Origin of the sequence: Fibrobacter sp. UWOV1 (genome assembly GCF_900142495.1) — a bacterium.
Lineage (GTDB): Bacteria > Fibrobacterota > Fibrobacteria > Fibrobacterales > Fibrobacteraceae > Fibrobacter.
In genome coordinates this window covers 326,879-347,720 of record NZ_FRBA01000001.1, presented here as the reverse complement: position 1 = coordinate 347,720, position 20,842 = coordinate 326,879, and the positions used below count along the sequence as shown (strand labels likewise).

Here is a 20,842-nt window from a genome sequence, read left to right as displayed (position 1 = left end):
GTCCAGCGGGAAATAGGTCGACATTTTTCTCGGCACATCAGCCTTTTACAAACAAAAGATTGTTTACATGCTCCGTAATGTAAAGTTCCGTGTCGGTCTCCACCAAGTCGTAACTATCTACAACAGCCTTGTCGTGTTTCTTAAGCACATCCCGATAGCCGGCGACAGTTTCCTTCTTTCTGGCGAAGCGCATGGAACTGTCAAAACAGTCCCGCAGTTTCAAGCCGCAATTGGCGCATTCGCTAATCCATTCTTCCTTTGTATAGAACTTGACGTGTCCGTCTTTTCGGAGTTTCATGTAGTCGTCGACAAAACCGTCTTTGTCGCAGTCGTTTGGGCGGGGGTCCGAAACAAAAAATTGTCCGCCTTGCCTTAATACCCTGCTCACCTCGCCAATGCCGTGCCCAATGTCAGGGAAATGGTGCATCGCGTACCTTGTCACCACGACATCGAACGAACCCGCCTCAAACGGGAAATCGACACCGTCATAACTTACAAACGAGAGGTTCTTGGCTCCTTCGGCCTTTGCCCTTGCGCGGTTTGCTTCGAGTGCGTCGCAGACGATGTCCAGGCCGATGATTTCGCAACCAGGATTGTCTTTCGCTAGCGGAAACGAAAGATAGCCGCTTCCGGTCCCGAGATCAAGAACCCTCATACCTTCAACAATTTTTACGAATTCGGTTATTTTCTCAAGATGCTCGGAATCCTGTGTTTGCCTGTTGTAAAAATCGCCAGTGGCAAAACATTCCTCAAAACCTTTCCGAGTATCATTTATATTTTCTTGAATATCCATGATACCAGTCCTTTCGTTAGCAAAGAAAATATACATTTTTGGAACGACAAATTCTTGAGGCTTAATTTGGGGACTTGAATAATCAAGATGTGCATGTATGTTTAATCTGCAGAATTTGTCGCTCCGTCAGAAAGTTGCGAATATGCCCTTTTTAAACGACGTGATAATTCTTAAAATTGTGCCGTCATGCGCCCGCGTCTTTTTAAAATCCTTGCTTCGCTGTTGCTGTTCTTAAGCGTTTCAGCCTTCTCACAAAAAGCAAATGGTGAAATTCCGCAGATTCCGGATAGCCTCCGCAAGAAAATCGAAAACGAAAATGCTGTTTTCAGTATTCAGGAGGCTCGCGAACTTCGGAACGCTATCCGTGGTGATTCGGCAGACGCAGCCGATGCCATTGAAGCACCGATCATTCCCAAAGACAGCCTGTTTGGCACCCACGTGAATCCGCTTATCGTCGGGACCGAAGTGCTCGGGCTCAACGCCTTTGTGTGGGCATGGGATTACTGGGTCCTGGACAAGAGTTATGCACATACGGGCCCCAGCTATTGGAAACGCAACTTCCGCGAAGGCTGGGAATGGGACCATAACCATTGGGCCATCAACTTTTACGGACACCCGTATCAGGGCTCCATGTATTACGCTACGGCCCGTGCCAGCGGTTACGGTTTTTACGGAAGCATGGCGTTTGCCGCCCTTGGGAGCTCCACCTGGGAAATGTTCTGCGAAACGGAATACCCGGCGCCGAATGACTTAATTTCTACGACAGTAGCTGGCTCCATGTTTGGCGAAGTCCTCTACAGGCTTTCCCGCGCATCGTACAACGGTTCCAAGGTGCCCTGGTACAGGCATCTGCTCGCTTTCGCCCTGGAACCCGCCGGATATGCCCAGCGCAGGGTGTTCGGCAACAGGGATTTTTACACGGGCTGGACACCAATCGAGTTGACGGTTGCCACGGGTATTGGCTCCAGGTTCGGTTCTGACTATCGGTTCGGTGGCGAAGATGCCGACGAGCTGGATGCCGAATGGAACGACCGTCACGGAATGATGGCGGTTTCCCTTGAGTATGGTCGGCCCTACACGAGGGTAAGGCGGCCGTTCGATTACTTCACTTTAAACTTCTTCGGCGAAGGCGGACTTGAAGGGGATGTGTTGCAGATGGATATCATGGGGAAACTTGTGAACAGAGGTATCCACGGGCGAGGCCATTGGCTTGATTTTTCGGTGAATCTGGATTACGATACTTTTTACGGGGACCTTGCCACGGTAAGCACGCTTTCGCTTGGCGGGGCCATGGACATAGCCCTTTGGCTGACTCCCAACTTGCGGTTCCGTGTCATGAACCAGGTTTACTGGATTATGCTTGGCTCTGCCGACATGGGCTACGATGACATTATCCAAGAATTTCACCCGGATTACAAGCCCGACATGGATAGCTACCAGTACAATTCCGGCGTGAAATACAGCCTGATGATAGAAACCCTATACAAGAGGTGGAGAATCTACAACAAGACGACGATAGATGCCATGAAGACCATCGAGGGAACGACTGCGGAATATGGCGTTTCGGGCTGGGATTTCTTGCTCCTCAACAACACCGCGCTGGAATACAGGCTGTTCTCCTGGTTGGATTTGGGCCACAGGCTTGACACCTACGTGAAAATGGCTGCCTATTCCTCGGAATATGCTGAACCCATGTCCAGGCGCATCCACGCCTTTTCGTGGTACCTGAATTTCCACCTGCTAGGGAGTTGACGCCAGCGTCACCTTGAAAAATTCCACGTTCATTTCGCGGTCGGCGAGCGGCACAATTTTGCGGTCCTTGGGAATTTCGTAATCGAACTGGTGGTCCGAAACGAAAGTCAACAGCGAAGACTGCTCGATAAGCTTTGAAATGCCCTTCACGCTGTCGTGCTTGATGAAGGTGGCGTCGGGAATCTTCTTGCGCTTGACCTGCTCCCAGAACCCCACGTTGCTGCGCTGGATGATGGTCTCGCCCTTGAGTTCCCGGAGCCGGATGGACTTGCGCTTCGCAAGCGGGTGCTTCTTGGGGAGTGCAATTGAGAGCCGTTCCTGCATGTATTTTTCGGCACGGTATTTCTTTGCGCGTGGGGCCTTGAGGGTGATGCCGATATCCGCCGAGCCCTCGTTCAGCGCCTTCAGCACGCCCGCCTCGTTGTCGATAATCTTGTAGGTGACCTGTGCCCCCGGGTGCTTTTCTTGCAGTTCCTGCACCATCCGCATGGCGGGGAGAATGGCCACCGACGCGATAGAGAACGTGCGCGCACCCGCTCCCTGCGGGCTCACCTTTTCCATCATCTCGCCTTGCAAATCCATGATGCGCTTCGCGTATTCGGCAACCGTGCGTCCCTTCTCGTTCAGCTCGATGCGGTTCTTTTTGCGCTCGAAGAGCGGAGCACCGATTTCGTCTTCCAACTTTTTGAACGCGCGGCTCACCGCCGGCTGCGAAGTGTAGAGCTTGTCCGCTACGGTAGAAAGGGTCCCGTATTCCAGGAACCCGGCCAGCAATCGCAAAATGTAGGTCTCGACAAACATAAAAAGCCCCTTTTGGGGGAGAATATAATAAATCCGCTATGCGTCAAGTGAATAGTGGATGTTTAAAACTTACCCACAGGCACAACTTTGATGGTGTAGCCTTTTTTTTCAATAGTCCTTTGCTCGTTCCATGTCACAATAGTCAGGTTGTCGCAACCTAGTTCTCCCGCACATTCGACGATGCTGTCCACTTCCCGCTTTATAGTCTTTTCTTTGGACATGTCGTAGCAAACCTGGATAAGTTCCTTGACCTTGTTGCCTTCACGAAGTACAAAGTCGGTTTCCTTGTCGTTTCGGGAATGGTAGTAGAACAAAGTCTTTTCGGTGTCATACCCGCGATGGAGCAACTCCACAAAGACCTGGTTTTCCAGCAGTTTCCCGAGATTATCGCTCAAATTGAAAGCCTTCGACGCAACAAAACCATTGTCAACCACATACACCTTGCGGGGCGCTTTTTTCATCAACTTTAGTTTGTTATTATACCTGTCCAGATAATAAAACAGAAACGGTTCATGCAAGTAATCCATGAACTTTTTTGTCGTGCTGACGCTAGAGAGCCCTAGGTCATCTGCCACGTCATTGTAGCTAAATGTTCCCGTGAAATTGGACAAAAGAAACATGGCTACATTGTTCAAGTCGGTTGCGTTTCTGATCTTATGCCTTCTGACAATATCCTTGTACAGAATGGAGTCGAAAAGGGTCTGTAAATAACTTTGGGTAATAGACCTTTGAGTAAAAGTCTCCGGATAACCGCCGTTTTTCAAGAAATCGTCTTGTATTTTTTCTGCATTACCCAAGCGGTCTGCAAACTGCGATGCCTCGGCAAGGCTAAATGGCAGCATGTTGATTTCAAGGTAGCGGCCAGTTAGTACAGTTGCCATTTCTCCAGAAAGCATTTTGGCGTTACTGCCGGTTATGACCAAATTCACGCCACGTCGATAAAGTTTATTAACCCAGACGTCCCAACCGTCAATGTTCTGCACTTCGTCCAGCAGTAGGTACTCGTAATTCGGATAAATTTCGCCAAGCAACATCTCGGCCTGCTGTTCGTCCCACTTGTTCAATAGTTCGTTATCGTCAAAATTCAGGTAGGCGAAGTTCTTGCCCCGCAACATCAAAAGGGCCTGGGTAGATTTTCCGACACGCCTCGGACCCGTCAAAAGCTTGATGTTCGGGCTTTTCAGCAATTCGTCAAAGTTGTATATGGTTTGACGGGGGATATACGGCAGACTGAGAAGTCTGTCCCGTTCCTTGCGCTGGTTTTGTATGGCTATCTTCATAGGGAAACCGTCCTTCACCCATAAAAATAGCTTTTTTTATTCAATAAATGCGCTGTGTTGGATAAAAAATGCACTTTTTTATCCATTTTGACTAAATTTTTGACGATTTTCACCAGTTCTCGTAGCGGTGGCCCGTATCGAGGGCGGCGATTTGCTTCATTTCGTCGTCTGTCAACTCGAAGTCGAAAATCGATATGTTTTCTGCGATGTGGTCAGGGTTCTTGGAGCCCGGAATGGCAATGTAGCCCGATTGCACATGCCAGCGCAACACCACCTGTGCGGCCGATTTCCCGTGAGCCTTCGCTATCTTTGCGACAACCTTGTTCCCCAAAACATCTTCGGTGTGGCCGCGCCCGCCCAGCGGGTAATAAGATTCCACCACAGCGCCGTATCGTTTTGCGTAATCCTTGAATTCCGTGTTCTGGTAAAACACATGGTTCTCGTTTTGCACCACGGCAGGCTTTATTTCGAAATCGGCAAAAAAGCGCTTCGCCGTCTTTTCGGTGTAGTAATTCGAAATGCCAATGGAACGGATCTTCTTCGCCTTCACAGCACGTTCCATAGCCTTGTATACCGCCTTGTCTTCGGCGTCGCTCCCGTGCTGGTGCAACAGCATCAAATCAATATATTCGAGCCCCAGCTTTTCAAGAGAGTCGTCGATGTCTTCGTCCAAGGAGTTGCTCCACGGCACCAGTTTCGATGTCACGAACAAATCATCGCGCTTCACAAGTCCGTCGTCAATCGCCCGGCGGATTCCCCTACCCACGGCTTCTTCGTTGTCGTAATATTTTGCCGTATCAATCAATCGATACCCGTTCTTGATGGCGACATAGACAGCGTCTTCAGCCACCTTGCCGCGCAAAGTCCAAGTGCCAAGCCCGAGAACCGGCATATCGAAACCCGAATTCAACTTGACCGTTGGGGCCGCCCCTTTGCTATTCTGCACGATTGAATCTCCTTTGTCCGAAACCTTCGGCACCGCCTGCGACGCCGCATCGCTCGAACACGCCATGAACAGGAAAACGAACAAGAAACTGAACCACCTCATGCCCTAAAAATAACCAAATCCCGCCGCAAATCAAAATACTTATTCCGCATAAAAGATATGCTTTGAAGGCATAGGTGGGGGAAGCTTCCCCCTGATTGCAGCCTTGGCCTGTTGTCACCCTGGACCCTGGAGCGAAGCGATAGGGGATAGGGTCCAGGCCAAGTCTTCCATCACCCCCTCGCCTAAGGGCTCCGCCCCTAAGACCCCGCAACCCTTCTCGTCATCCTCGCGAAGGCGAGGATCCGCTATCATCCTCGCCCGTTCGACAGGTTCAGGGCAGTCTCCGGCGAGTTTCCGGTGCCATCCCCCTCCCGATTTGTTGCCTAAATTTTACAATGGGGGGGGGTATGGACTTTGGTCTGGGCATTACCTATATTTAACAGGATAAACTTTAGACGGGGATGTTTTTATGAAGAAGTCTTTCCAGCGTGTCATTGCGACCCTGAACTTGTTTCAGGGGAAGCAATCTCTAACCATCTTCTTGTTCGCGGCATTCTTCGCCCTTTCCGCCTGTGACGACTCTTCGTCGGCTAGTGACGATGGCGGCGAAACATCGACCAAGTCCAGCAACTCCAATTCGTCTGGAAATGGCGCAAAGTCAAGCAATAGTTCTGCGGGTAAGGTGGATTGTTCAGCGCTTCTGGAAGGAAATACGGGCTGGAGTTGGGATGTGCCGAAAGAATGCCGCTTCAATCCTGACATTGACTACGGCTCTATGACTGATGAGCGTGACGGCAATGTCTATAGGACGGTGAAAATTGGTGACCAGGTATGGATGGCAGAGAATCTGAACTACGACCCAGGACAGGGTGGTTTGGGTGAGGATAAATACGATTGGTCTTGGTGCTACGATGACAAAGCCAAGAATTGCGAAGTAGCGGGACGTCTTTACACCTGGGCTGCGGCTATTGATTCGGTGAAACTCGCTAATGATATAGAAAAACCATGTGTTTGTGGTTTTTACAAAGAGTGCACTAACATTGAACCTGTCCAAGGTATTTGTCCTAAAGGTTGGCATTTGCCAAGCAGGAGCGAGTGGGACACTTTATTTATAGTGGTTTACGGCGCGTCCACGGCCGGATATGAACTCAAGGCCCTGAGTGGCTGGAATGGAAAAGGTAACGGCGATGACTCATTCGGATTTACCGCTATTCCTTCTGGCATCCGTACATTCTCTCAGAGATTTGACCAGGTTGGTCACTATGCATATTTTTGGAGTTCTACTGATGCCGGCGGCGCTTACTACGGTAACAGTGCATTTGGTATATACCTGATCGATTATGACAGATCAAGGTACGAAAAGCGATTCGGCAAGGATGGCGGGTACTCCATCCGTTGTCTCAAGGACTCGGAATAACCCGCCGACGGATTATCAAATCCGAATGGCAATGCTGCCTTAAAAACCGCGTTATCTTGCCAAATCTATCATAAAAAAGATACTTTTGGTGAATTATGTCGTATAACTTGCCAAATCCATGTGTTTTTATATATATTTGGTAAAGTATAGGGAGGTCCTATGTCCGAAAAACTGATTGTTGGCAGAAAACGCGAAATATCCCTGTTGAACAGGTTCATCGATAGCGACGAAGCTGAATTTGTCGCTGTCTATGGTCGTAGGCGAGTCGGCAAGACTTATCTCGTGAAGAGCCTTTTCCAAAAAAACTTTTCTTTTTACATGACGGGGTTGGCCAATTCCGATCTCAAAAAGCAATTGCAGAATTTTACGGATGCCTTTTCGCAATATTTTTCAAAGAAGGCAACCGTCAAAAATTGGTTTGACGCGTTCAATCTCTTGCGCGACGAACTATCGAAATTGCGTATAACCAAGAAAATCATTTTCATTGATGAACTGCCGTGGTTCGATACCGCACGGTCTGACTTTGTAAGCGCCCTGGAACATTTCTGGAATTCGTGGGCCTCCGATGACCCGACCATAAAGTTGATTGTCTGTGGTTCTGCCACGTCGTGGATGATGAACAAGCTCATCAACAACAAGGGTGGTCTGCATAACCGCGTAACGCACCAGATAAAACTTTCTCCGTTCACCCTTGGCGAATGCGAAGAATTTTTGAAGGCAAAAAATTTCACCATGGACCGTTTTGAAATCGCTCAGTTCTACATGGTTTTTGGGGGGATTCCGTATTACTTGAAACTCCTGGACAAAGGCGAAAGCCTTGCACAGAATGTGGACAGACTTTTGTTCGGCGAAGATGGCGAACTCCGCAACGAATTTCACAACTTGTATCACGCGTTGTTCCGCAATTCCGAAAAATACATTGCCATCGTAGAAGTTCTTGCTCAAAAGAAAAAGGGGATAACCAGGAACACGTTGATCAAGGAACTTTCGGTCGAAAGTAGCGGGGGCGTGTCCAAGGCCTTGGACGATCTTGAAAATTGCGGATTCATTAGGCGTTATAGTCCCTTTGGCAAGAAGACCAAAGACGAACTGATTCAACTCGTCGATTTCTACACGCTTTTCTATTTCAGGTTCCTCGCGAAACGGGCGAAGGGTCGCCGCAACCAATGGCTGCAAATCCAGGGTAAGCCTGAATACAACAGTTGGTGCGGCTACGCATTCGAAATGCTATGCCTTCAGCATTATCCGCAAATTCTGAATGCACTCGGAATCTCTGGAATAGAAAGTGCCCCATGCAGTTGGACATATACGGGGAAAGACGGCGCACAATTCGACCTTCTGATCGACCGCATCGACAACGTCATCAACATCTGTGAAATGAAGTTTTCGACCAGCCCCTACGAAGTCACGCAGCATTACTTGACGGAACTCCTTGAAAAAGTCAAGCTGTTCAAGGAATCCACTAAGACCCGCAAGTCACCGATGCTTACCTTCGTGACATCGCTCGGTCTAAAACCCAATTCCTGCGCCAGGCAGATTCCAAAATCAATCACTTTGGATGTCTTGTATAATTCGCCAAATCTACCATAAAATGCCTACATTTGGCAAGTTATGACTCCTATATGTCCCAGGTTGAGTCATATAGGAAATTTTTGACGGAAAACCTTGAAAAAAGTTGTTTTTCTGCGTTATTCTGGACTTTTGTCTTGTTTCCTAAATTTTACAATGGGGGGGGTATGGACTTTGGCAGGGGCATTACCTATATTTAACAAGATAAACTATAGACGGGGATGTTTTTATGAAAAATTTCATTGCTCCAAGGTCCCTGAGCTTGCCGAAGGGCCGGCTCATAACCATCTTCTTGTTGGCGGCATTCTTCGCCCTTTCCGCCTGTGACGATTCGTCGTCGGCTAGTTCCGATGAAACAGGTGTTTCCAGTTCGTCTGTAGAGTCGCCTGATTCGAGTGTCACCCTGAGTCCTTCGACAAGTTCAGGACAGGCTCCGGAGTCAGCGGAGTCGAATGGGTCTGGTAACGAAACCAAAGACAAGTCATCTAGTAGTGACATTAAGTCTAGCAGTTCAATAAAAGAAACAAAGAACTCGTCCGACTCCAAGAGTTCAAGTTCTGTGAAGTCGGGCGATTCTTCTAGCAGCAATAAGGATGTGTCTAGTTCGTCTTCGAGCAAAAAGGACGAATCCAGTAGTTGTTCTTCGTCAGTTATTTCGTCAGATGAGTCAAGTAGTAGTTACACCCCATTTGTACACAAGTCACAATTTTTGACAGATAGTTTGAAAACGGGCGCATATAAGTTATTTAAAGATCTGAGAGACCACCGAGAATATTGGTATATAAAAATAAGGGGAAAAAATAGGAGCGGAGCCGTTGATTCCGTTACGGTTTTTGCACATAATTTGAATTATGCGGAAAAAATTGTTGATGGAGAACTGGATCAAACGGATGATGAATTTCACGAAAAGTATTGCTTTGATAATGACACCACGATGTGTGACCGTTATGGTGGATTGTATCAATGGGCTGAAGCAATGAATTTGCCTAGCGAATGTAATGCAAAGGCTTGTGCTTCTCGGATAATGCCTAACCACCAAGGGATTTGCCCCGATGGTTGGCGACTAATGAATTATGATGATTACTATATAATTGTAAAAAGTACGGACCAATATTCTGAAGCGATGCGTTCAGAAGGTGGTTTTTATGGCTCGAATAGGACAGGATTTAGTGGGACGGGGGCTGGATATCGTCAAAGTAGCAAAAAAAATTTGTTGCTCGACTTAGGGTTATGGGCTGGTATTATCCAGGTGAGATGGAGGAAGATGGGGTGATTTATCCCCGTATGGGTACGCTTTCTACAACAAAGGATGGTTGGCAAACAGAGGATGCGGCTGCCAATGATACAAAATTGGATGGATACTCTGTCCGCTGTGTGATGGTAAATCAGGAATAATTGTTTAGAAGGGTAAAGCATGTCCAGGAATAAAAACCGCAAGCAGAGAGAAAATATGAACAAACGTATTGATCAATACAAACTTGAACAACTTGAACCCCGCCTGATGATGGAATTTACGGTATAAATTCCACATTCCATATTTCACATTGCTTGGTTTGTGGGTGGTGAAAATTTTTACAGGAGATAATGGTATGAAGTGTGTCAAGGGTCTTGGTTTCTTGTGGGTGGCGGTGCTCGCGGCATTCTTCGCCCTTTCCGCCTGCGATGATTCGTCATCGGCTAGTTCCGACGAAACCGGTACTTCCAGTTCGTCTGTAGAGTCGCCTGATTCGAGTGTCACCCTGAGCGGAGCGTCAGCGGAGTCGAATGGGTCTAGTAACGAAAATATGGAAAAAGACAAGTCTTCCAGTAGTGTCAAGGGTTCCGAGCCCGCCGAAGTGTCCAGTAGTTCCGCAAAAGAAACAAAGAATTCATCTGACTCCAAGAGCTCAAGTTCTGTGAAGACTGGTGGTTCTTCCAGCAGTAATAAGGACAAATCTAGTTCGTCGGTTAGTTTGTCTTCGAGTGAAATAACCGACTATGTTGGGTTGCCCTGTGAAGGCATACTTTCAGATGGAAATACGGGAAAAATATATTTGTGTGTGGATGGACGATATGTGCTTTATGTGCCTACGGAAAGTTCCAGTTCTGGGCCCTATGAACCGTTCGATCAAACCCTGCCTTTGAAAAAGTTTGAGGAAGAGCGCTACAAGACATTTACTGACTCGCGCAATGACCGTGTCTATTATTACCTGACAATCATGGGCAAAGATGAAGATGGTGTCAAGGATACCATAGACGTTATGGCTCAGAACTTGAATATCGCCGATGTCACCTTGAAGGCAGGCGAAAACATGACCGACGACACGAAAATCGAACGCTACTGCTACAACGACGACACCACCAAGTGCGACCGTTACGGCGGCCTTTACCAGTGGGCAGAGATGATGGGTTTCAACGATAGTTGCAATACCAAGAGTTGCGCCGACCTTATACAGCCAAACCACCAGGGAATTTGTCCAAAAGGCTGGCGTTTGATGACGCGGCATGATTTTGAAGTTGCCCGAAGCAGTACGGAATACGGGGTCCATGGCTTGCGTTCTGAATATATTTTTACAGGAAACAATGAAAGCGGACTTTCTCTTACCGGGGCGGGTGCTTATTTTAATCAAAGAGGTTTCGCGGATTTAGATTCAGCGTTTTACATGTTTTATCCCTCGGAATCTGTTTTCCAAGATAAGGTTTTGGCTCTTGGGCAGGTTATATCGCGTTATACTGATGGATCTGGAACTGCAAGAGGCTCTAAATTTGACGCATTTTCTGTCCGTTGCGTAAAAAAATAAATGGTTAAAAATAATTCACCTTATTTGAAATAATAAATCAAAATGTCTAAATCGAATACTAAATCCAAGTTAAAAAGAACTCCTAATTTTTTCGAGATTGAACCCCTTGAGCCACGCCTGCTCATGGCGGCCGTCAAATAATCATTCCACACCCCACACTTCACATTTCACACCCGCTTCTGCGTTAGGGGGCGTCGCACCGCCACGCGGTGGCGAGACTTGCCGTGGACCCTATCGCTCCGCTCCAGGGTGACAGAGCGGCAAGGCTTGATGAGCCGAGGCACGAGGCGAGCAGCATCCGACCCGGCCCCCCCCCTTCGGCAGGCTCAGGGACCGGGCCGGGGAACGCCCAATAAATGGCTAAATTTCGAAAAATATTTAGTAGGAAAATTATTTTTCTGCTAAATAATTTGTTATATTAGGGGTATGGAATTCCTAGATCGTGAAGAAGAATCGAAAAGGCTGAAGGCGGAACTCTCCCGGAAGGGGGCGTCTTTTGTCGTTGTCTATGGCCGTCGCAGGTTGGGCAAGTCCACCTTGTTAAAGCGCGTCTTGAAGGAAAACGATATCTATTTTATGGCGGACCGTTCGGAAGAATCCGCCCAGCGGCGTTTCCTGGCCATGGCGATTGCAGTCCGGTATGAGGGTTTCGATTCCGTTGCTTACCCCGACTGGGAGTCGCTTCTTAGGGCTTTCAACTACAGGTGCGCGAAGGGTTCTACGCTCTGCCTGGACGAGTTCCCGTATCTTGTGAAGTCGTGCGAGATGTTGCCCTCTACGCTGCAGAAGCTGCTGGACGAAAAGTCCTTGAACTTCAACCTGGTGATTTGCGGCTCGTCGCAACAGATGATGTTCGATGTTGCTCTTGACGAAAAATCGCCATTGTATGGGCGTGCCCATGAAATTCTCCGGTTGAAGCCTATTCCGGTTTCTTACTTGCCTTCTGCGTTGAAAATTTCGGCAAAGGAGGCCGTTTATGAATATGCCGTTTGGGGCGGAGTGCCCCGATATTGGGAATTGCGTGAACGGTATCGGAGTTTCATGTCGGCCCTGAGGGATTTGGCACTCTCTCCCTTGGGCGTCCTTCACGACGAGCCTGTGCATATTTTGCGCGACGACATGCGCGACCTGGTGCAGGCGTCCACACTTCTAGGAATCATCGGGAACGGCGCGAACCGAATTTCGGAGATTGCGGCGCGTGCCGAAAAGAATGCGGCGACTTTGAGCGCCCCTTTAAAAAGGCTCGTGACCATGCAGCTTGTGGATCGGGAAATCCCTTTCGGTGAAAATCCAAAAAACAGCAAGCACGGCATTTACCACTTGTCCGACCCGTTCATTAATTTCTATTACCGGTTTATTAGCCCGTATCGTTCGCTGTTGGAACTGGGGCGTATTGATTACGTGGAAGAAATCGTCCAACAGCATTTCCCTGAATTTGAAGGTTTTTGCTGGGAACGCCTGTGCCGACAGGCGGTTAGCGGGCAGGTTGTCGGTGGCGTGATGTTCAATGTGGCTTCCAGGTGGTGGGGCAATGTCGGCAAGTCAGAGCGGATTGAAATCGATGTCGTTGCCGAAAGCATGGACAAGAAAACGCTACTTGTCGGGGAATGCAAATGGACGAATGGCGAAAATGCGGGGCGCCTGTTTGCTCATCTGAATGAGCAGGCCCAGAAATTGCCGTTCGTCCACAAGTATAGAAAAATCGTCCCGGTTCTTTTTTTGAAAGAAAGACCTCGCGACAAGACGGATGGAATTGTCTTTTTGCCGGAAGATGTCCTTAAAATTATTTAGTAGGAAAATTATTTTTCTGCTGAATAATTTTCGTGATGCCCGTTTTTGTAATTGGATTGCTCGCCTTTTTCTTTTTTACTCCCGGTTCGCGAAAGCCTTGATGCCGCCTTCCATGAGGGTTGCGGCAAGGTCAATCATTTGTTTAAGCGGGATTTTGCGGCCGTCTTGCACCCACTGGCTGCAAAGTACAAGAAGTCGCCCGCGCAGATTATCCTCCGCTGGCACGTGCAGGAAGGCTTCTCCACGATTCCGGGCGCCCGCAACCCGGATTACATCAAGGAAAACATCGAGGTCTATAACTTCAAGCTTTCCGAAGACGACATGAAAAAGATTCGCGGCCTAGACAAGGAAAAGCGGTTCTTTACCTCGACCCTCGCTGAAATCCAGCATTTCAAGGACTGGAACCCCGGCGACTAAGGGCAGTCATTGCCGCCGACCGTTTGTTCACTATGCGCTACACGCATAGTGGGCATAAAAATTACGCATTACGCGGCCGTCCTGAAATTATTTATATTAAAGGCAACCGGTTCAAGGAAATTTTTAACAGAAAAGGCGGATCCCATGAAAAAAATCACCTTGATTCTTTTATCACTTCTTCTAGGAGTCTCTATGGCAGCAGAAAAGAAAATCCTCGTCGTTTACTATTCCCGTGCCGATGAAAACTACACCGTCGGGATCATTTCCAAGGGCAATACCGAAATCATTGCCGAGATGATTGCGAAAAAGACGGGCGGCACGCTCTTGCATGTGGAACCCGCGAAGGAATACCCCAAGGGCTACGACGACTGCATCAACGTGGCCAAGAAGGAACTTGCGCAGGACGCGCGTCCGGCCATCAAACCGGTGAACGTGAACCCCGAAGAATTCGACGAAATTTACGTCGGCTATCCGGTGTGGTGGGGCGAGATGCCCATGCCCATGTTCACCTTCTTCGAGAAGTATAACCTGAAGGGCAAGACAATTCACCCCTTCGTGACCCACGAAGGCAGCGGCCTCTCGGGTGTGCAGCGCCTCAAGAAGGTGACCGGCGCGAGCGTGACTCCCGGCCTTGCCATCTACGGACACGTGGCCCAGAACGAACGCGACAAGGCCCAGAAAGAAGTCGACAAGTGGGTGAAGTAGGCTGATTGCGCCTTAGTTAGAATCGCCAGTCTGCTTTCTTTTCAGTTCAATTAAATCGAAATACATCAGACGGCTGTTCAAGGGCCTGTCTGGACCGAGGCAACGGAATTCGCGTTCCTGTTCTTCGGTGCTGAACAAGAATTTGAACTCATTGTTTTGATAGAACTTGAGGTTCCGTTCCTTGTTGTAGGAATCAACTAGCAGAAAACGGCAACCGGTCTTGTTAAGCGGGTCAACGAACCAAGCCTTTATAAAACTGAGAACGTCGCTTCCCAAATGCTTGCTTTGGAAATTTAGGCTAATTCCGAGACGACCGATCATGACGGCCGGATAGCTGCTGTATATCTTTTCACGGGGAATATTCTTCTCGACTTTCTTCTTGCGTGATCCGGGAATTTTCTTGATGCTGTCATTGGAAAGAGTGAAAACCGCCACCAGTTGTGCCGGGTCATCGACAAGAGAAAAACAATAATTCTTGCAAAGCAACTCTTCGCTCTGCAAAAAGGCGTCCTTTGTGAAGAAATCGTCTAAGTCGTTGTCCCCGCACTTGAATGATTTGCATAGGGCAGCCTTGCCTTGAGTGTAGAACCCAAAGCGGCATTTTTGTTGGAGAAAGTTCATTACTTAAATTCTCTAAAATCGGCCTTGGAGAGAATGTCTCTGGCCTGTTCAATTTGCTTGGAAAAATCAATGGAACCGCGACGCTTTTCGCTTTCTTCCATCATGAGGTCAAACCTGTCCGACGCTTCGCCGGTCAGTATCGGTACCGATGCGATTGCTAGTGCCATGATGACCTCCATTGTTGAATTGAACTATAGTCAATATACATTTTTCCTCGTGCTGGTGCAAGTGGTGAAACTTGGGTCAAATGGCTTATTTGAAGAAAATAAAGCCTTTTGACCGTGCTAGAGCAAAAATATATTTTTAGTGTGTCACAAAATGACAAAATGAAAAAGAAACGAGTTTTTTATAAAGGCCCAAAAAGAAGTCGACAAGTGGGTGAAGTAGGCTGATTGCGCCTTATGGGCGGAACTGACTTATTGTATCCATTCATCGGTGATGGCGCAGAAAAAGTTCTCGCTCCAGAGATTCAGTTTGTCGCTGTCGGCAATGAACGGGCGGACATCCCTTTTCGCTTCCTCGAAATCGACGGAGTGGAAACGTTCCTTTAGTAGATCCTTGAGTCCATCAAAAGTCAAGGTGTCCGCACTTTTCCAGTGCCCAGTCTGTTCCATTCTCTTTTGCAGGTGCGGCAAGTTTACGCCCGTGTTCTGCGAGATATACCATACAAAGTCGTAGAAATCGCGACCCTTGACCCTGTTTTTCCATCCGCGACAAAGTAACGCGTGGAGTTTGCCCGCAAAAAGCGAGGGCTTGTCGTAGAGTCGGACCATGAAAGGCGATGGCAGCAGCCGATACTTGCTTTCATAGGCGGCTGATTCTGGCGGATTCGTGTCCACCTCGAATTTGATTTTCAGGATTTCGTTCCCGGGAACGGGCAAGGGAGAGTGCTTTCCGGGAGCAATTTTAAGCAAGTGCTTGAGCGTGTTGCCCTTGAGAAAGGCCGACTGCACCGGAGATCCGTGCGGCTTGCTTTTCGCTTCGACCGACATCTCCAGGCCGACAGAGTAGAGTTCTTCTTCAAGCACGCCAAAATAACGTGAAAGCTCGAAACCTTCGTCTGGCTTGATCAACGAAAAGTCCAGGTCCTCCGAAAAACGGTCCAGCCCATAGAATATGCGGAGCGCCGTGCCGCCATAGAAGGCGGCCTTGTCAAAGAACCCTCCACGTGAAAGTCCGCACAGGGCGACTTCCTGCGAAATTTCCTTGAGGGCGTTCCTGTAGTCCGAAACATTTTTGCAATTATATTTCGCAAGCATTGAATCAAGTACGTGAGCCATGCCTACCTCATCTTGGATAGAATTTGTAGATTCTTCTTTCTGTACAGGGGGGCAACCTTTTCGATGAAGTCGAAATCCAGGTTCCGAAAATCACCGACTTCGATGCGCAAGTTTTCGAACAGGAACGTTTCCATGGCGCGCTTGCCTGCAATCGGGTGCTCCTTGTAGAGTTTGTCGCAAAGGGCCTTTTCACAGGTGGCCATTGCGTAGGGCCTGTCTTCTGCGTTTTCGATGTTGACTCCGTGCGGAAAGACGTCGGGCGGGACATCGGAATACGAAAACTCGCCGAAGGGCGTCTTGTACAGTTTGGTCTTGTTCTTCTTGAACGATGCGGAAGTAAAGAGGTGCACGGCTTCGGGAATAAGCCCGTGCCTTGAAAGGGCATAATCGAAGGAAAGATACGATGGGCCGTAAATCGCCCCTGCAAGGGCTTCGCCCGGGGTGTTCTTGTCGGTCTCGTACAGCCCGCGGATAACTTGCGTTATTTCGCCGCGCAGGGTCATTTGACGCAACTTCATTTGGGGCTGCCTGTATTTTTGACCAAGGTCTGAAAGAATTTCTGATACGGTTCTTATCACGATTTCCTCCAATAACTATAAAAATAATGTATTAACTGGAGAAAATCAAGTGATTTTCGTGTTTTTCTTTTGCTTAATTGAAACGGAATGGTCTTTTTGCCGGACGGCATTCTTGTTACCTAAATTTTACAATGGGGGGGGTATGGACTTTGGCAGGGGCGTTACCTATATTTAACAGGATAAACTATAGACGGGGATGTTTTATGAAGAAGTCTTTCCAGCGTGTCATTGCGACCCTGAACTTGTTTCAGGGGAAGCAATCTCTAACCATCTTCTTGTTGGCGGCATTCTTCGCCCTGACCGCCTGCGGGGACGACGTTTCCGCGAATGACGATGAAAACGGCGGCACTTCTCCGACCACCATGACGGACGAACGCGACGGCCAGGCCTACAGGATCGTCACCATCGGCTCGCAGACCTGGATGGCGGAGAACCTGAACTTCGACTACAAGGTTGCAGGAGAATCCTATGGCTCGTACTGCTATGACAATAGTGCCGACTCCTGTGCCAAGTACGGACGTCTCTACACCTGGGCCGCGGCGATGGATTCGGCGACGACGGGCTGCGGCTATGGCAAGACCTGCGCGGCGGATTCCGGAAGGGCGCAAGGCGTCTGCCCCACGGGCTGGCATTTGCCGAGTCGCGCGGAATGGGTAGCCCTCTTTATGGCCATCGGCGGCCAGTCTACTGCGGGCACGGCTTTGAAGGCAAGTTCAGGGTGGCATGACAACGGGAGCGGAACAGATGCCTACGGCTTCTCGGTGTTCCCGTCTGGCTACAGGAACGGCGGCGGAGACTACAGCCACGTGGGCAACGGCGCATACTTCTGGTCCGCTTCCGAAGACGACGCAAGCATTGCGTACCATATGTTCCTGGGCTATTCCTATGCGCACGCGTTCTTGGACAGCGGCTACAATAAGTACAACGCCTTCGCAGTGCGCTGCGTGAAGGACTCGGACTAAATCTCAAAAGGTTTCCCTATGAAAAACACATTCGCGAAAATGTTTACGGTCTGTGCCCTTGCGGGGGTGCTCGGTGTTGCGTTTATCGGCTGCGGGGACGACGGGGCGTCTTCGCCGAGCGCAAAGGGGCTCCCCGCCGAAGTGGCCGACATGGAAGAACTCGAGACCTACGGGTGCGGCATGGATGTCATCGGCGAGAAGGTCTATGTGACCGAACTCGAAGAGAACTACGAATGCGACGGCGAAAAGTGGTTCAAGTCCTACGACCAGACAAAGCCGAGTTCGACAGAGTCGTCAAGCAGCCAAAAGACCGACGGCTCCAGCGACTCCAAGACTTTCGAGAAGGAAGGTTCTTCGGGCAACGACAAGGGCGAGGCGAAATCAAGCAGTTCGCGCCCCACGGAAATCCTTGAACCCGAAATCACCGTGAACGAGACCTGCGCCGAGGTGGGAGTCTGTGACGCCATGGTCAAGACCGACATCAGCACGTGGCACTTTGTGCGCAAGGATGGCTTTGACAGGGACATGGAATACATCTATTTCGTGGAAGGCACGCAGCTTATGGTCAAGACGATCGATTACAAGGGGGTCGAAGACATCGACACGCTGAAAGTCTATAGCGACATGACCAATGAAATCAGTCAGGAATACGCCTTCAACGCCGCAAAGTCCACCTGCAAGAACGGCGGCGGGAACGACAACAAAATAAAGAGTTGCGTGAAGGACACGGTAAAGGCGTTGCCAGAATGCAATGCGAGTAGGGAAGGATTTATCGGAAAGAAGGATTCTTCGTCCTATGTTGTCTGTAAAAATGGTTCGTGGGAAAAGGCCAAGGAAATTGACATGGATACTTATGGCAAAACGTGCACCAACGCAGAAGTGGGGACGAGAACAAATGGCGTTGTGACCGAAACTAACAAGTATTATTGCACGGCAAATGGTTGGGTCTCTCTAATGCGTTGGAACTGGAATGTGCCAAAGGAAGCCTACTTTAATCCGAATATTACTTACGGCTCCATGACCGATGAACGCGACGGCAAGGTTTACAGGACGGTGCAGATAGGTGACCAGATATGGATGGCGGAGAACCTGAACTACGCTGACAGCGTCAAGACACCGAGTCTGTTGGAACGCAGTTGGTGCTACGACAATAAAACCGAGAACTGCGACGTGGCGGGCCGCCTTTACACCTGGGCGGCGGCAATAGATTCCGTTGCACTCTATGATAATGGCAATGGTGTGAATTGTGGTGCTGGCGTTAACTGCACTATGCCTAAAAAAGTGCGGGGCATTTGTCCTTCAGGCTGGCACTTGCCTAGATTTGATGGTGGTTATGATGATGAATTCCTTATCTTGTATAATGCAGCGGGCGAAGAAACGTCAGGCAAGGCTCTCAAGTCGCAGATAGGATGGGAATATGTTGGTAATGAATATATCGGCACCGACACCCTCGGTTTTTCAGGGATTCCTGCTGGTTACAGGATCAGCTCCGGCTCATTCACCTCTGCCGGACATCTCGCTTATTTCCATACTACCCTAACCAGTGCTGATTTCTCTCATTACACTACCCATGCTGAGTATTTGTCTTATGGATCCAAACTCATGGGCAAGCAAAGGCTTGAAAAGAGTGACGCCTACTCCGTCCGTTGCATCAAGGACTCCGAGTAGGGGTGTTGCCACCTAGGCTTTCCCTAACGCGAATGTTTATTCTGCTTTGCCTGTCTGTTTCTTTTTCAATTCAATCAGATCGAAATACATCAGACGGCTGTTCAATGGCCTGTCAGGACCGAGGCAACGGAATTCGCGTTCTTGTTCTTCGGTGCTGAACAAGAATTTGAACTCATTGTTCTGGTAGAACTTGAGATTCCGTTCCTTGTTGTAGGAATCTACCAGCAGAAACCGGCAACCGGTCTTGTTAAGTGGATCGACGAACCATGCCTTTATAAAACTCAGGACGTCGCTCCCCAGATGTTTGCTCTGAAAATCAAGGCTTATGCCGAGTCTGCCAATCATGACGGCCGGATAACTGCTGTATATCTTTTCGCGGGGGATGTTTTTCTCGACTTTTTTCTTGCGTGACCCCGGAATTTTCTTGATGCTGTCATTGGAAAGAGTGAAAACCGCCACCAGTTGAGCCGGGTCATCAACAAGGGAAAAACAATAATTCTTGCAAAGCAATTCGTCGCTCTGCAAAAAAGCGTCTTTTGTGAAGAAATCGTCCAAGTCGTTGTCCCCGCACTTGAATGATTTGCATAGGGCGGCCTTGCCTTGAGTGTAGAACCCAAAGCGGCAATTCTGTTGGAGAAAATTCATTACTTATATTCTCTAAAGTCGGCCTTGGAGAGGATGTCTCTAGCCTGTTCAATTTGCTTGGAAAAATCGATGGAACCGCGACGCTTTTCGCTTTCTTCCATCATGAGGTCAAACCTGTCCGACGCTTCGCCGGTCAGTATCGGTACCGATGCGATTGCTAGTGCCATGATGACCTCCATTGTTGAATTGAACTATAGTCAATATACATTTTTCCTCGTGCTGGTGCAAGTGGTGAAACTTGAGTCAATTGGCTTATTTGAGGAAAATGAAACCTTTTGACCAAGCAAGAGCAAAAATATATTTTTAGAGTGTCATAAAATGACAAAATGGAAAAGAAACGGAATTTTGTCGTTTTCACTATGCGTTTCGTGCATACTGAGCATGAAAAAATGGTATTTTGCGGAATTTGCGCATTTATTTATATTAAAGGCATAGAAAGAAAAGGAACAAACCATGAAACTAGGGACGATTATGACGATGCTTGGTATGGGTGCGGTGCTTGCCGCGTGTGATTGCTGCCCGCAGGGCGAGGCAAAGGCGCTTTCGCAGGACAAGGAACTGCGTGCCGTGATGGACAACTTCACGCAGAACGAGGTTCCGGCGGCGACTCCGCTTGTAGAAAAGCGCGAGGTGGAATTGATTCGCCTGGTGTCGCTTGTGACGCAGCAGTCGGGCGCTCTTTTGCAAGAAGAAGTGGCGACGGCGCTTGCGCAGGGGCTTGCTCCCGAAGAAATTCTTGAGGCGATTTACCAGTGCGCCCCCTACACCGGGTTCCCGCGGACGGTGGATGCGGTT

At 48.9% G+C, this 20,842-nt stretch carries 22 protein-coding genes and 1 pseudogene; 12 read left to right on the top strand and 11 right to left on the bottom strand.

What is annotated here, in order from left to right; translation table 11 throughout:
- Nucleotides 1-37: 37 nt before the first annotated feature.
- Nucleotides 38-793 (bottom strand): class I SAM-dependent methyltransferase, encoded by a 756-nt coding sequence (locus BUC02_RS01450; RefSeq protein ID WP_072813192.1) that lies wholly within the window; start codon nt 791-793, stop codon nt 38-40.
- 186 nt (nt 794-979) lie between these two features.
- Here BUC02_RS01450 and BUC02_RS01445 point away from each other — a divergent pair, with 186 nt between their 5' ends.
- Nucleotides 980-2,545: a DUF3943 domain-containing protein gene (locus BUC02_RS01445; RefSeq protein WP_073317666.1), complete on the top strand. Its 1,566-nt coding sequence runs from the start codon at nt 980-982 to the stop codon at nt 2,543-2,545.
- On the opposite strand, the gene BUC02_RS01440 is transcribed toward BUC02_RS01445, so the two are convergent.
- The 3 genes from BUC02_RS01440 to BUC02_RS01430 form a co-directional block, all read right to left on the bottom strand.
- The gene (locus tag BUC02_RS01440) at nt 2,534-3,346 is read right to left on the bottom strand and encodes a LysR family transcriptional regulator (protein WP_072813033.1); all 813 of its coding nucleotides are present in this window, start codon (nt 3,344-3,346) and stop codon (nt 2,534-2,536) included. The genes BUC02_RS01445 and BUC02_RS01440 overlap by 12 nt on opposite strands.
- Before the next feature lie 62 nt (nt 3,347-3,408).
- Complete coding sequence (locus BUC02_RS01435; protein ID WP_073317663.1) at nt 3,409-4,626, bottom strand: ATP-binding protein; 1,218 nt, start codon at nt 4,624-4,626, stop codon at nt 3,409-3,411.
- Between the two features lie 109 nt (nt 4,627-4,735).
- Nucleotides 4,736-5,674 (bottom strand): aldo/keto reductase, encoded by a 939-nt coding sequence (locus tag BUC02_RS01430; protein WP_254794044.1) that lies wholly within the window; start codon nt 5,672-5,674, stop codon nt 4,736-4,738.
- 409 nt (nt 5,675-6,083) lie between these two features.
- On the opposite strand from BUC02_RS01430, the gene BUC02_RS01425 reads away from it, so the two are divergent.
- The gene (locus tag BUC02_RS01425) at nt 6,084-7,031 is read left to right on the top strand and encodes a fibrobacter succinogenes major paralogous domain-containing protein (protein WP_073317660.1); all 948 of its coding nucleotides are present in this window, start codon (nt 6,084-6,086) and stop codon (nt 7,029-7,031) included.
- A gap of 159 nt (nt 7,032-7,190) precedes the next feature.
- Nucleotides 7,191-8,621, top strand: coding sequence for an AAA family ATPase (locus BUC02_RS01420; protein ID WP_073317657.1), 1,431 nt, complete (start codon nt 7,191-7,193; stop codon nt 8,619-8,621).
- Nucleotides 8,622-8,786: 165 nt separating this feature from the next.
- Here BUC02_RS01420 and BUC02_RS16090 read toward each other — a convergent pair whose 3' ends face one another.
- On the bottom strand, nt 8,787-9,218 hold the full coding sequence (locus tag BUC02_RS16090) for a hypothetical protein (RefSeq protein WP_073317654.1): 432 nt from the start codon (nt 9,216-9,218) through the stop codon (nt 8,787-8,789).
- 91 nt (nt 9,219-9,309) lie between these two features.
- On the opposite strand from BUC02_RS16090, the gene BUC02_RS16085 reads away from it, so the two are divergent.
- The 6 genes from BUC02_RS16085 to BUC02_RS01385 all read left to right on the top strand — a co-directional run bounded on the left by BUC02_RS16085 (nt 9,310) and on the right by BUC02_RS01385 (nt 14,293).
- Complete coding sequence (locus BUC02_RS16085) at nt 9,310-9,873, top strand: FISUMP domain-containing protein (protein WP_073317651.1); 564 nt, start codon at nt 9,310-9,312, stop codon at nt 9,871-9,873.
- Between the two features lie 316 nt (nt 9,874-10,189).
- A complete protein-coding gene (locus BUC02_RS15615) occupies nt 10,190-11,380 on the top strand; it encodes an FISUMP domain-containing protein (RefSeq protein ID WP_083564336.1) in 1,191 nt (396 codons plus the stop codon).
- 42 nt (nt 11,381-11,422) lie between these two features.
- Complete coding sequence (locus BUC02_RS16705) at nt 11,423-11,521, top strand: LEPR-XLL domain-containing protein (protein ID WP_139260957.1); 99 nt, start codon at nt 11,423-11,425, stop codon at nt 11,519-11,521.
- 285 nt (nt 11,522-11,806) lie between these two features.
- A complete protein-coding gene (locus BUC02_RS01395; RefSeq protein ID WP_073317642.1) occupies nt 11,807-13,171 on the top strand; it encodes an ATP-binding protein in 1,365 nt (454 codons plus the stop codon).
- A gap of 51 nt (nt 13,172-13,222) precedes the next feature.
- Complete coding sequence (locus BUC02_RS01390) at nt 13,223-13,588, top strand: aldo/keto reductase (RefSeq protein ID WP_073317639.1); 366 nt, start codon at nt 13,223-13,225, stop codon at nt 13,586-13,588.
- A gap of 192 nt (nt 13,589-13,780) precedes the next feature.
- Complete coding sequence (locus BUC02_RS01385) at nt 13,781-14,293, top strand: flavodoxin (RefSeq protein ID WP_073317635.1); 513 nt, start codon at nt 13,781-13,783, stop codon at nt 14,291-14,293.
- 12 nt (nt 14,294-14,305) lie between these two features.
- On the opposite strand, the gene BUC02_RS01380 is transcribed toward BUC02_RS01385, so the two are convergent.
- From BUC02_RS01380 to BUC02_RS01365, 4 genes are all read right to left on the bottom strand, one after another.
- Complete coding sequence (locus tag BUC02_RS01380; RefSeq protein ID WP_073317618.1) at nt 14,306-14,914, bottom strand: hypothetical protein; 609 nt, start codon at nt 14,912-14,914, stop codon at nt 14,306-14,308.
- Nucleotides 14,914-15,081, bottom strand: a complete 168-nt coding sequence (locus tag BUC02_RS16080) for a hypothetical protein (protein WP_173319863.1) — start codon at nt 15,079-15,081, stop codon at nt 14,914-14,916. Before BUC02_RS16080 ends, BUC02_RS01380 begins: the two co-directional genes overlap by 1 nt.
- Before the next feature lie 249 nt (nt 15,082-15,330).
- Nucleotides 15,331-16,194, bottom strand: a complete 864-nt coding sequence (locus BUC02_RS01370; protein ID WP_073317615.1) for a nucleotidyl transferase AbiEii/AbiGii toxin family protein — start codon at nt 16,192-16,194, stop codon at nt 15,331-15,333.
- 2 nt (nt 16,195-16,196) lie between these two features.
- Nucleotides 16,197-16,712, bottom strand: a complete 516-nt coding sequence (locus tag BUC02_RS01365) for a type IV toxin-antitoxin system AbiEi family antitoxin domain-containing protein (protein WP_254793998.1) — start codon at nt 16,710-16,712, stop codon at nt 16,197-16,199.
- Nucleotides 16,713-16,975: 263 nt separating this feature from the next.
- Here BUC02_RS01365 and BUC02_RS01360 point away from each other — a divergent pair, with 263 nt between their 5' ends.
- Nucleotides 16,976-17,734 carry a fibrobacter succinogenes major paralogous domain-containing protein gene (locus BUC02_RS01360; RefSeq protein WP_083564335.1) on the top strand — a complete coding sequence of 253 codons (759 nt, stop codon included), beginning with the start codon at nt 16,976-16,978 and terminating at the stop codon, nt 17,732-17,734.
- Nucleotides 17,735-17,752: 18 nt separating this feature from the next.
- Nucleotides 17,753-19,402, top strand: coding sequence for a fibrobacter succinogenes major paralogous domain-containing protein (locus BUC02_RS16490; RefSeq protein WP_073317612.1), 1,650 nt, complete (start codon nt 17,753-17,755; stop codon nt 19,400-19,402).
- A gap of 36 nt (nt 19,403-19,438) precedes the next feature.
- Here the strand turns inward: BUC02_RS16490 and BUC02_RS01350 are convergent, their stop codons facing one another.
- A complete protein-coding gene (locus tag BUC02_RS01350; RefSeq protein WP_073317609.1) occupies nt 19,439-20,047 on the bottom strand; it encodes a hypothetical protein in 609 nt (202 codons plus the stop codon).
- Nucleotides 20,047-20,214, bottom strand: a complete 168-nt coding sequence (locus tag BUC02_RS16075; protein WP_173347696.1) for a hypothetical protein — start codon at nt 20,212-20,214, stop codon at nt 20,047-20,049. Before BUC02_RS16075 ends, BUC02_RS01350 begins: the two co-directional genes overlap by 1 nt.
- Before the next feature lie 286 nt (nt 20,215-20,500).
- Between BUC02_RS16075 and BUC02_RS16700 the strand changes: the two are divergent.
- Nucleotides 20,501-20,842: pseudogene (locus tag BUC02_RS16700) on the top strand (carboxymuconolactone decarboxylase family protein); the annotation flags it as partial.

Excerpts from the sequence above, each read along its gene's own strand:
- BUC02_RS01430 (WP_254794044.1), bottom strand. The coding sequence starts at position 5,674 with ATGAGGTGGTTCAGTTTCTTGTTCGTTTTCCTGTTCATGGCGTGTTCG.
- BUC02_RS01350 (WP_073317609.1), bottom strand. The coding sequence starts at position 20,047 with ATGAATTTTCTCCAACAGAATTGCCGCTTTGGGTTCTACACTCAAGGC.
- BUC02_RS01360 (WP_083564335.1), top strand. The coding sequence starts at position 16,976 with ATGAAGAAGTCTTTCCAGCGTGTCATTGCGACCCTGAACTTGTTTCAG.
- BUC02_RS01385 (WP_073317635.1), top strand. The coding sequence starts at position 13,781 with ATGGCAGCAGAAAAGAAAATCCTCGTCGTTTACTATTCCCGTGCCGAT.
- BUC02_RS01435 (WP_073317663.1), bottom strand. The coding sequence starts at position 4,626 with ATGAAGATAGCCATACAAAACCAGCGCAAGGAACGGGACAGACTTCTC.
- BUC02_RS01445 (WP_073317666.1), top strand. The coding sequence starts at position 980 with ATGCGCCCGCGTCTTTTTAAAATCCTTGCTTCGCTGTTGCTGTTCTTA.
- BUC02_RS16705 (WP_139260957.1), top strand. The coding sequence starts at position 11,423 with ATGTCTAAATCGAATACTAAATCCAAGTTAAAAAGAACTCCTAATTTT.
- BUC02_RS01425 (WP_073317660.1), top strand. The coding sequence starts at position 6,084 with ATGAAGAAGTCTTTCCAGCGTGTCATTGCGACCCTGAACTTGTTTCAG.
- BUC02_RS01370 (WP_073317615.1), bottom strand. The coding sequence starts at position 16,194 with ATGGCTCACGTACTTGATTCAATGCTTGCGAAATATAATTGCAAAAAT.
- BUC02_RS01450 (WP_072813192.1), bottom strand. The coding sequence starts at position 793 with ATGGATATTCAAGAAAATATAAATGATACTCGGAAAGGTTTTGAGGAA.
- BUC02_RS15615 (WP_083564336.1), top strand. The coding sequence starts at position 10,190 with ATGAAGTGTGTCAAGGGTCTTGGTTTCTTGTGGGTGGCGGTGCTCGCG.
- BUC02_RS16080 (WP_173319863.1), bottom strand. The coding sequence starts at position 15,081 with ATGGCACTAGCAATCGCATCGGTACCGATACTGACCGGCGAAGCGTCG.
- BUC02_RS16490 (WP_073317612.1), top strand. The coding sequence starts at position 17,753 with ATGAAAAACACATTCGCGAAAATGTTTACGGTCTGTGCCCTTGCGGGG.
- BUC02_RS01380 (WP_073317618.1), bottom strand. The coding sequence starts at position 14,914 with ATGAACTTTCTCCAACAAAAATGCCGCTTTGGGTTCTACACTCAAGGC.
- BUC02_RS01395 (WP_073317642.1), top strand. The coding sequence starts at position 11,807 with ATGGAATTCCTAGATCGTGAAGAAGAATCGAAAAGGCTGAAGGCGGAA.
- BUC02_RS01365 (WP_254793998.1), bottom strand. The coding sequence starts at position 16,712 with ATGAAGTTGCGTCAAATGACCCTGCGCGGCGAAATAACGCAAGTTATC.
- BUC02_RS01420 (WP_073317657.1), top strand. The coding sequence starts at position 7,191 with ATGTCCGAAAAACTGATTGTTGGCAGAAAACGCGAAATATCCCTGTTG.
- BUC02_RS16075 (WP_173347696.1), bottom strand. The coding sequence starts at position 20,214 with ATGGCACTAGCAATCGCATCGGTACCGATACTGACCGGCGAAGCGTCG.
- BUC02_RS01440 (WP_072813033.1), bottom strand. The coding sequence starts at position 3,346 with ATGTTTGTCGAGACCTACATTTTGCGATTGCTGGCCGGGTTCCTGGAA.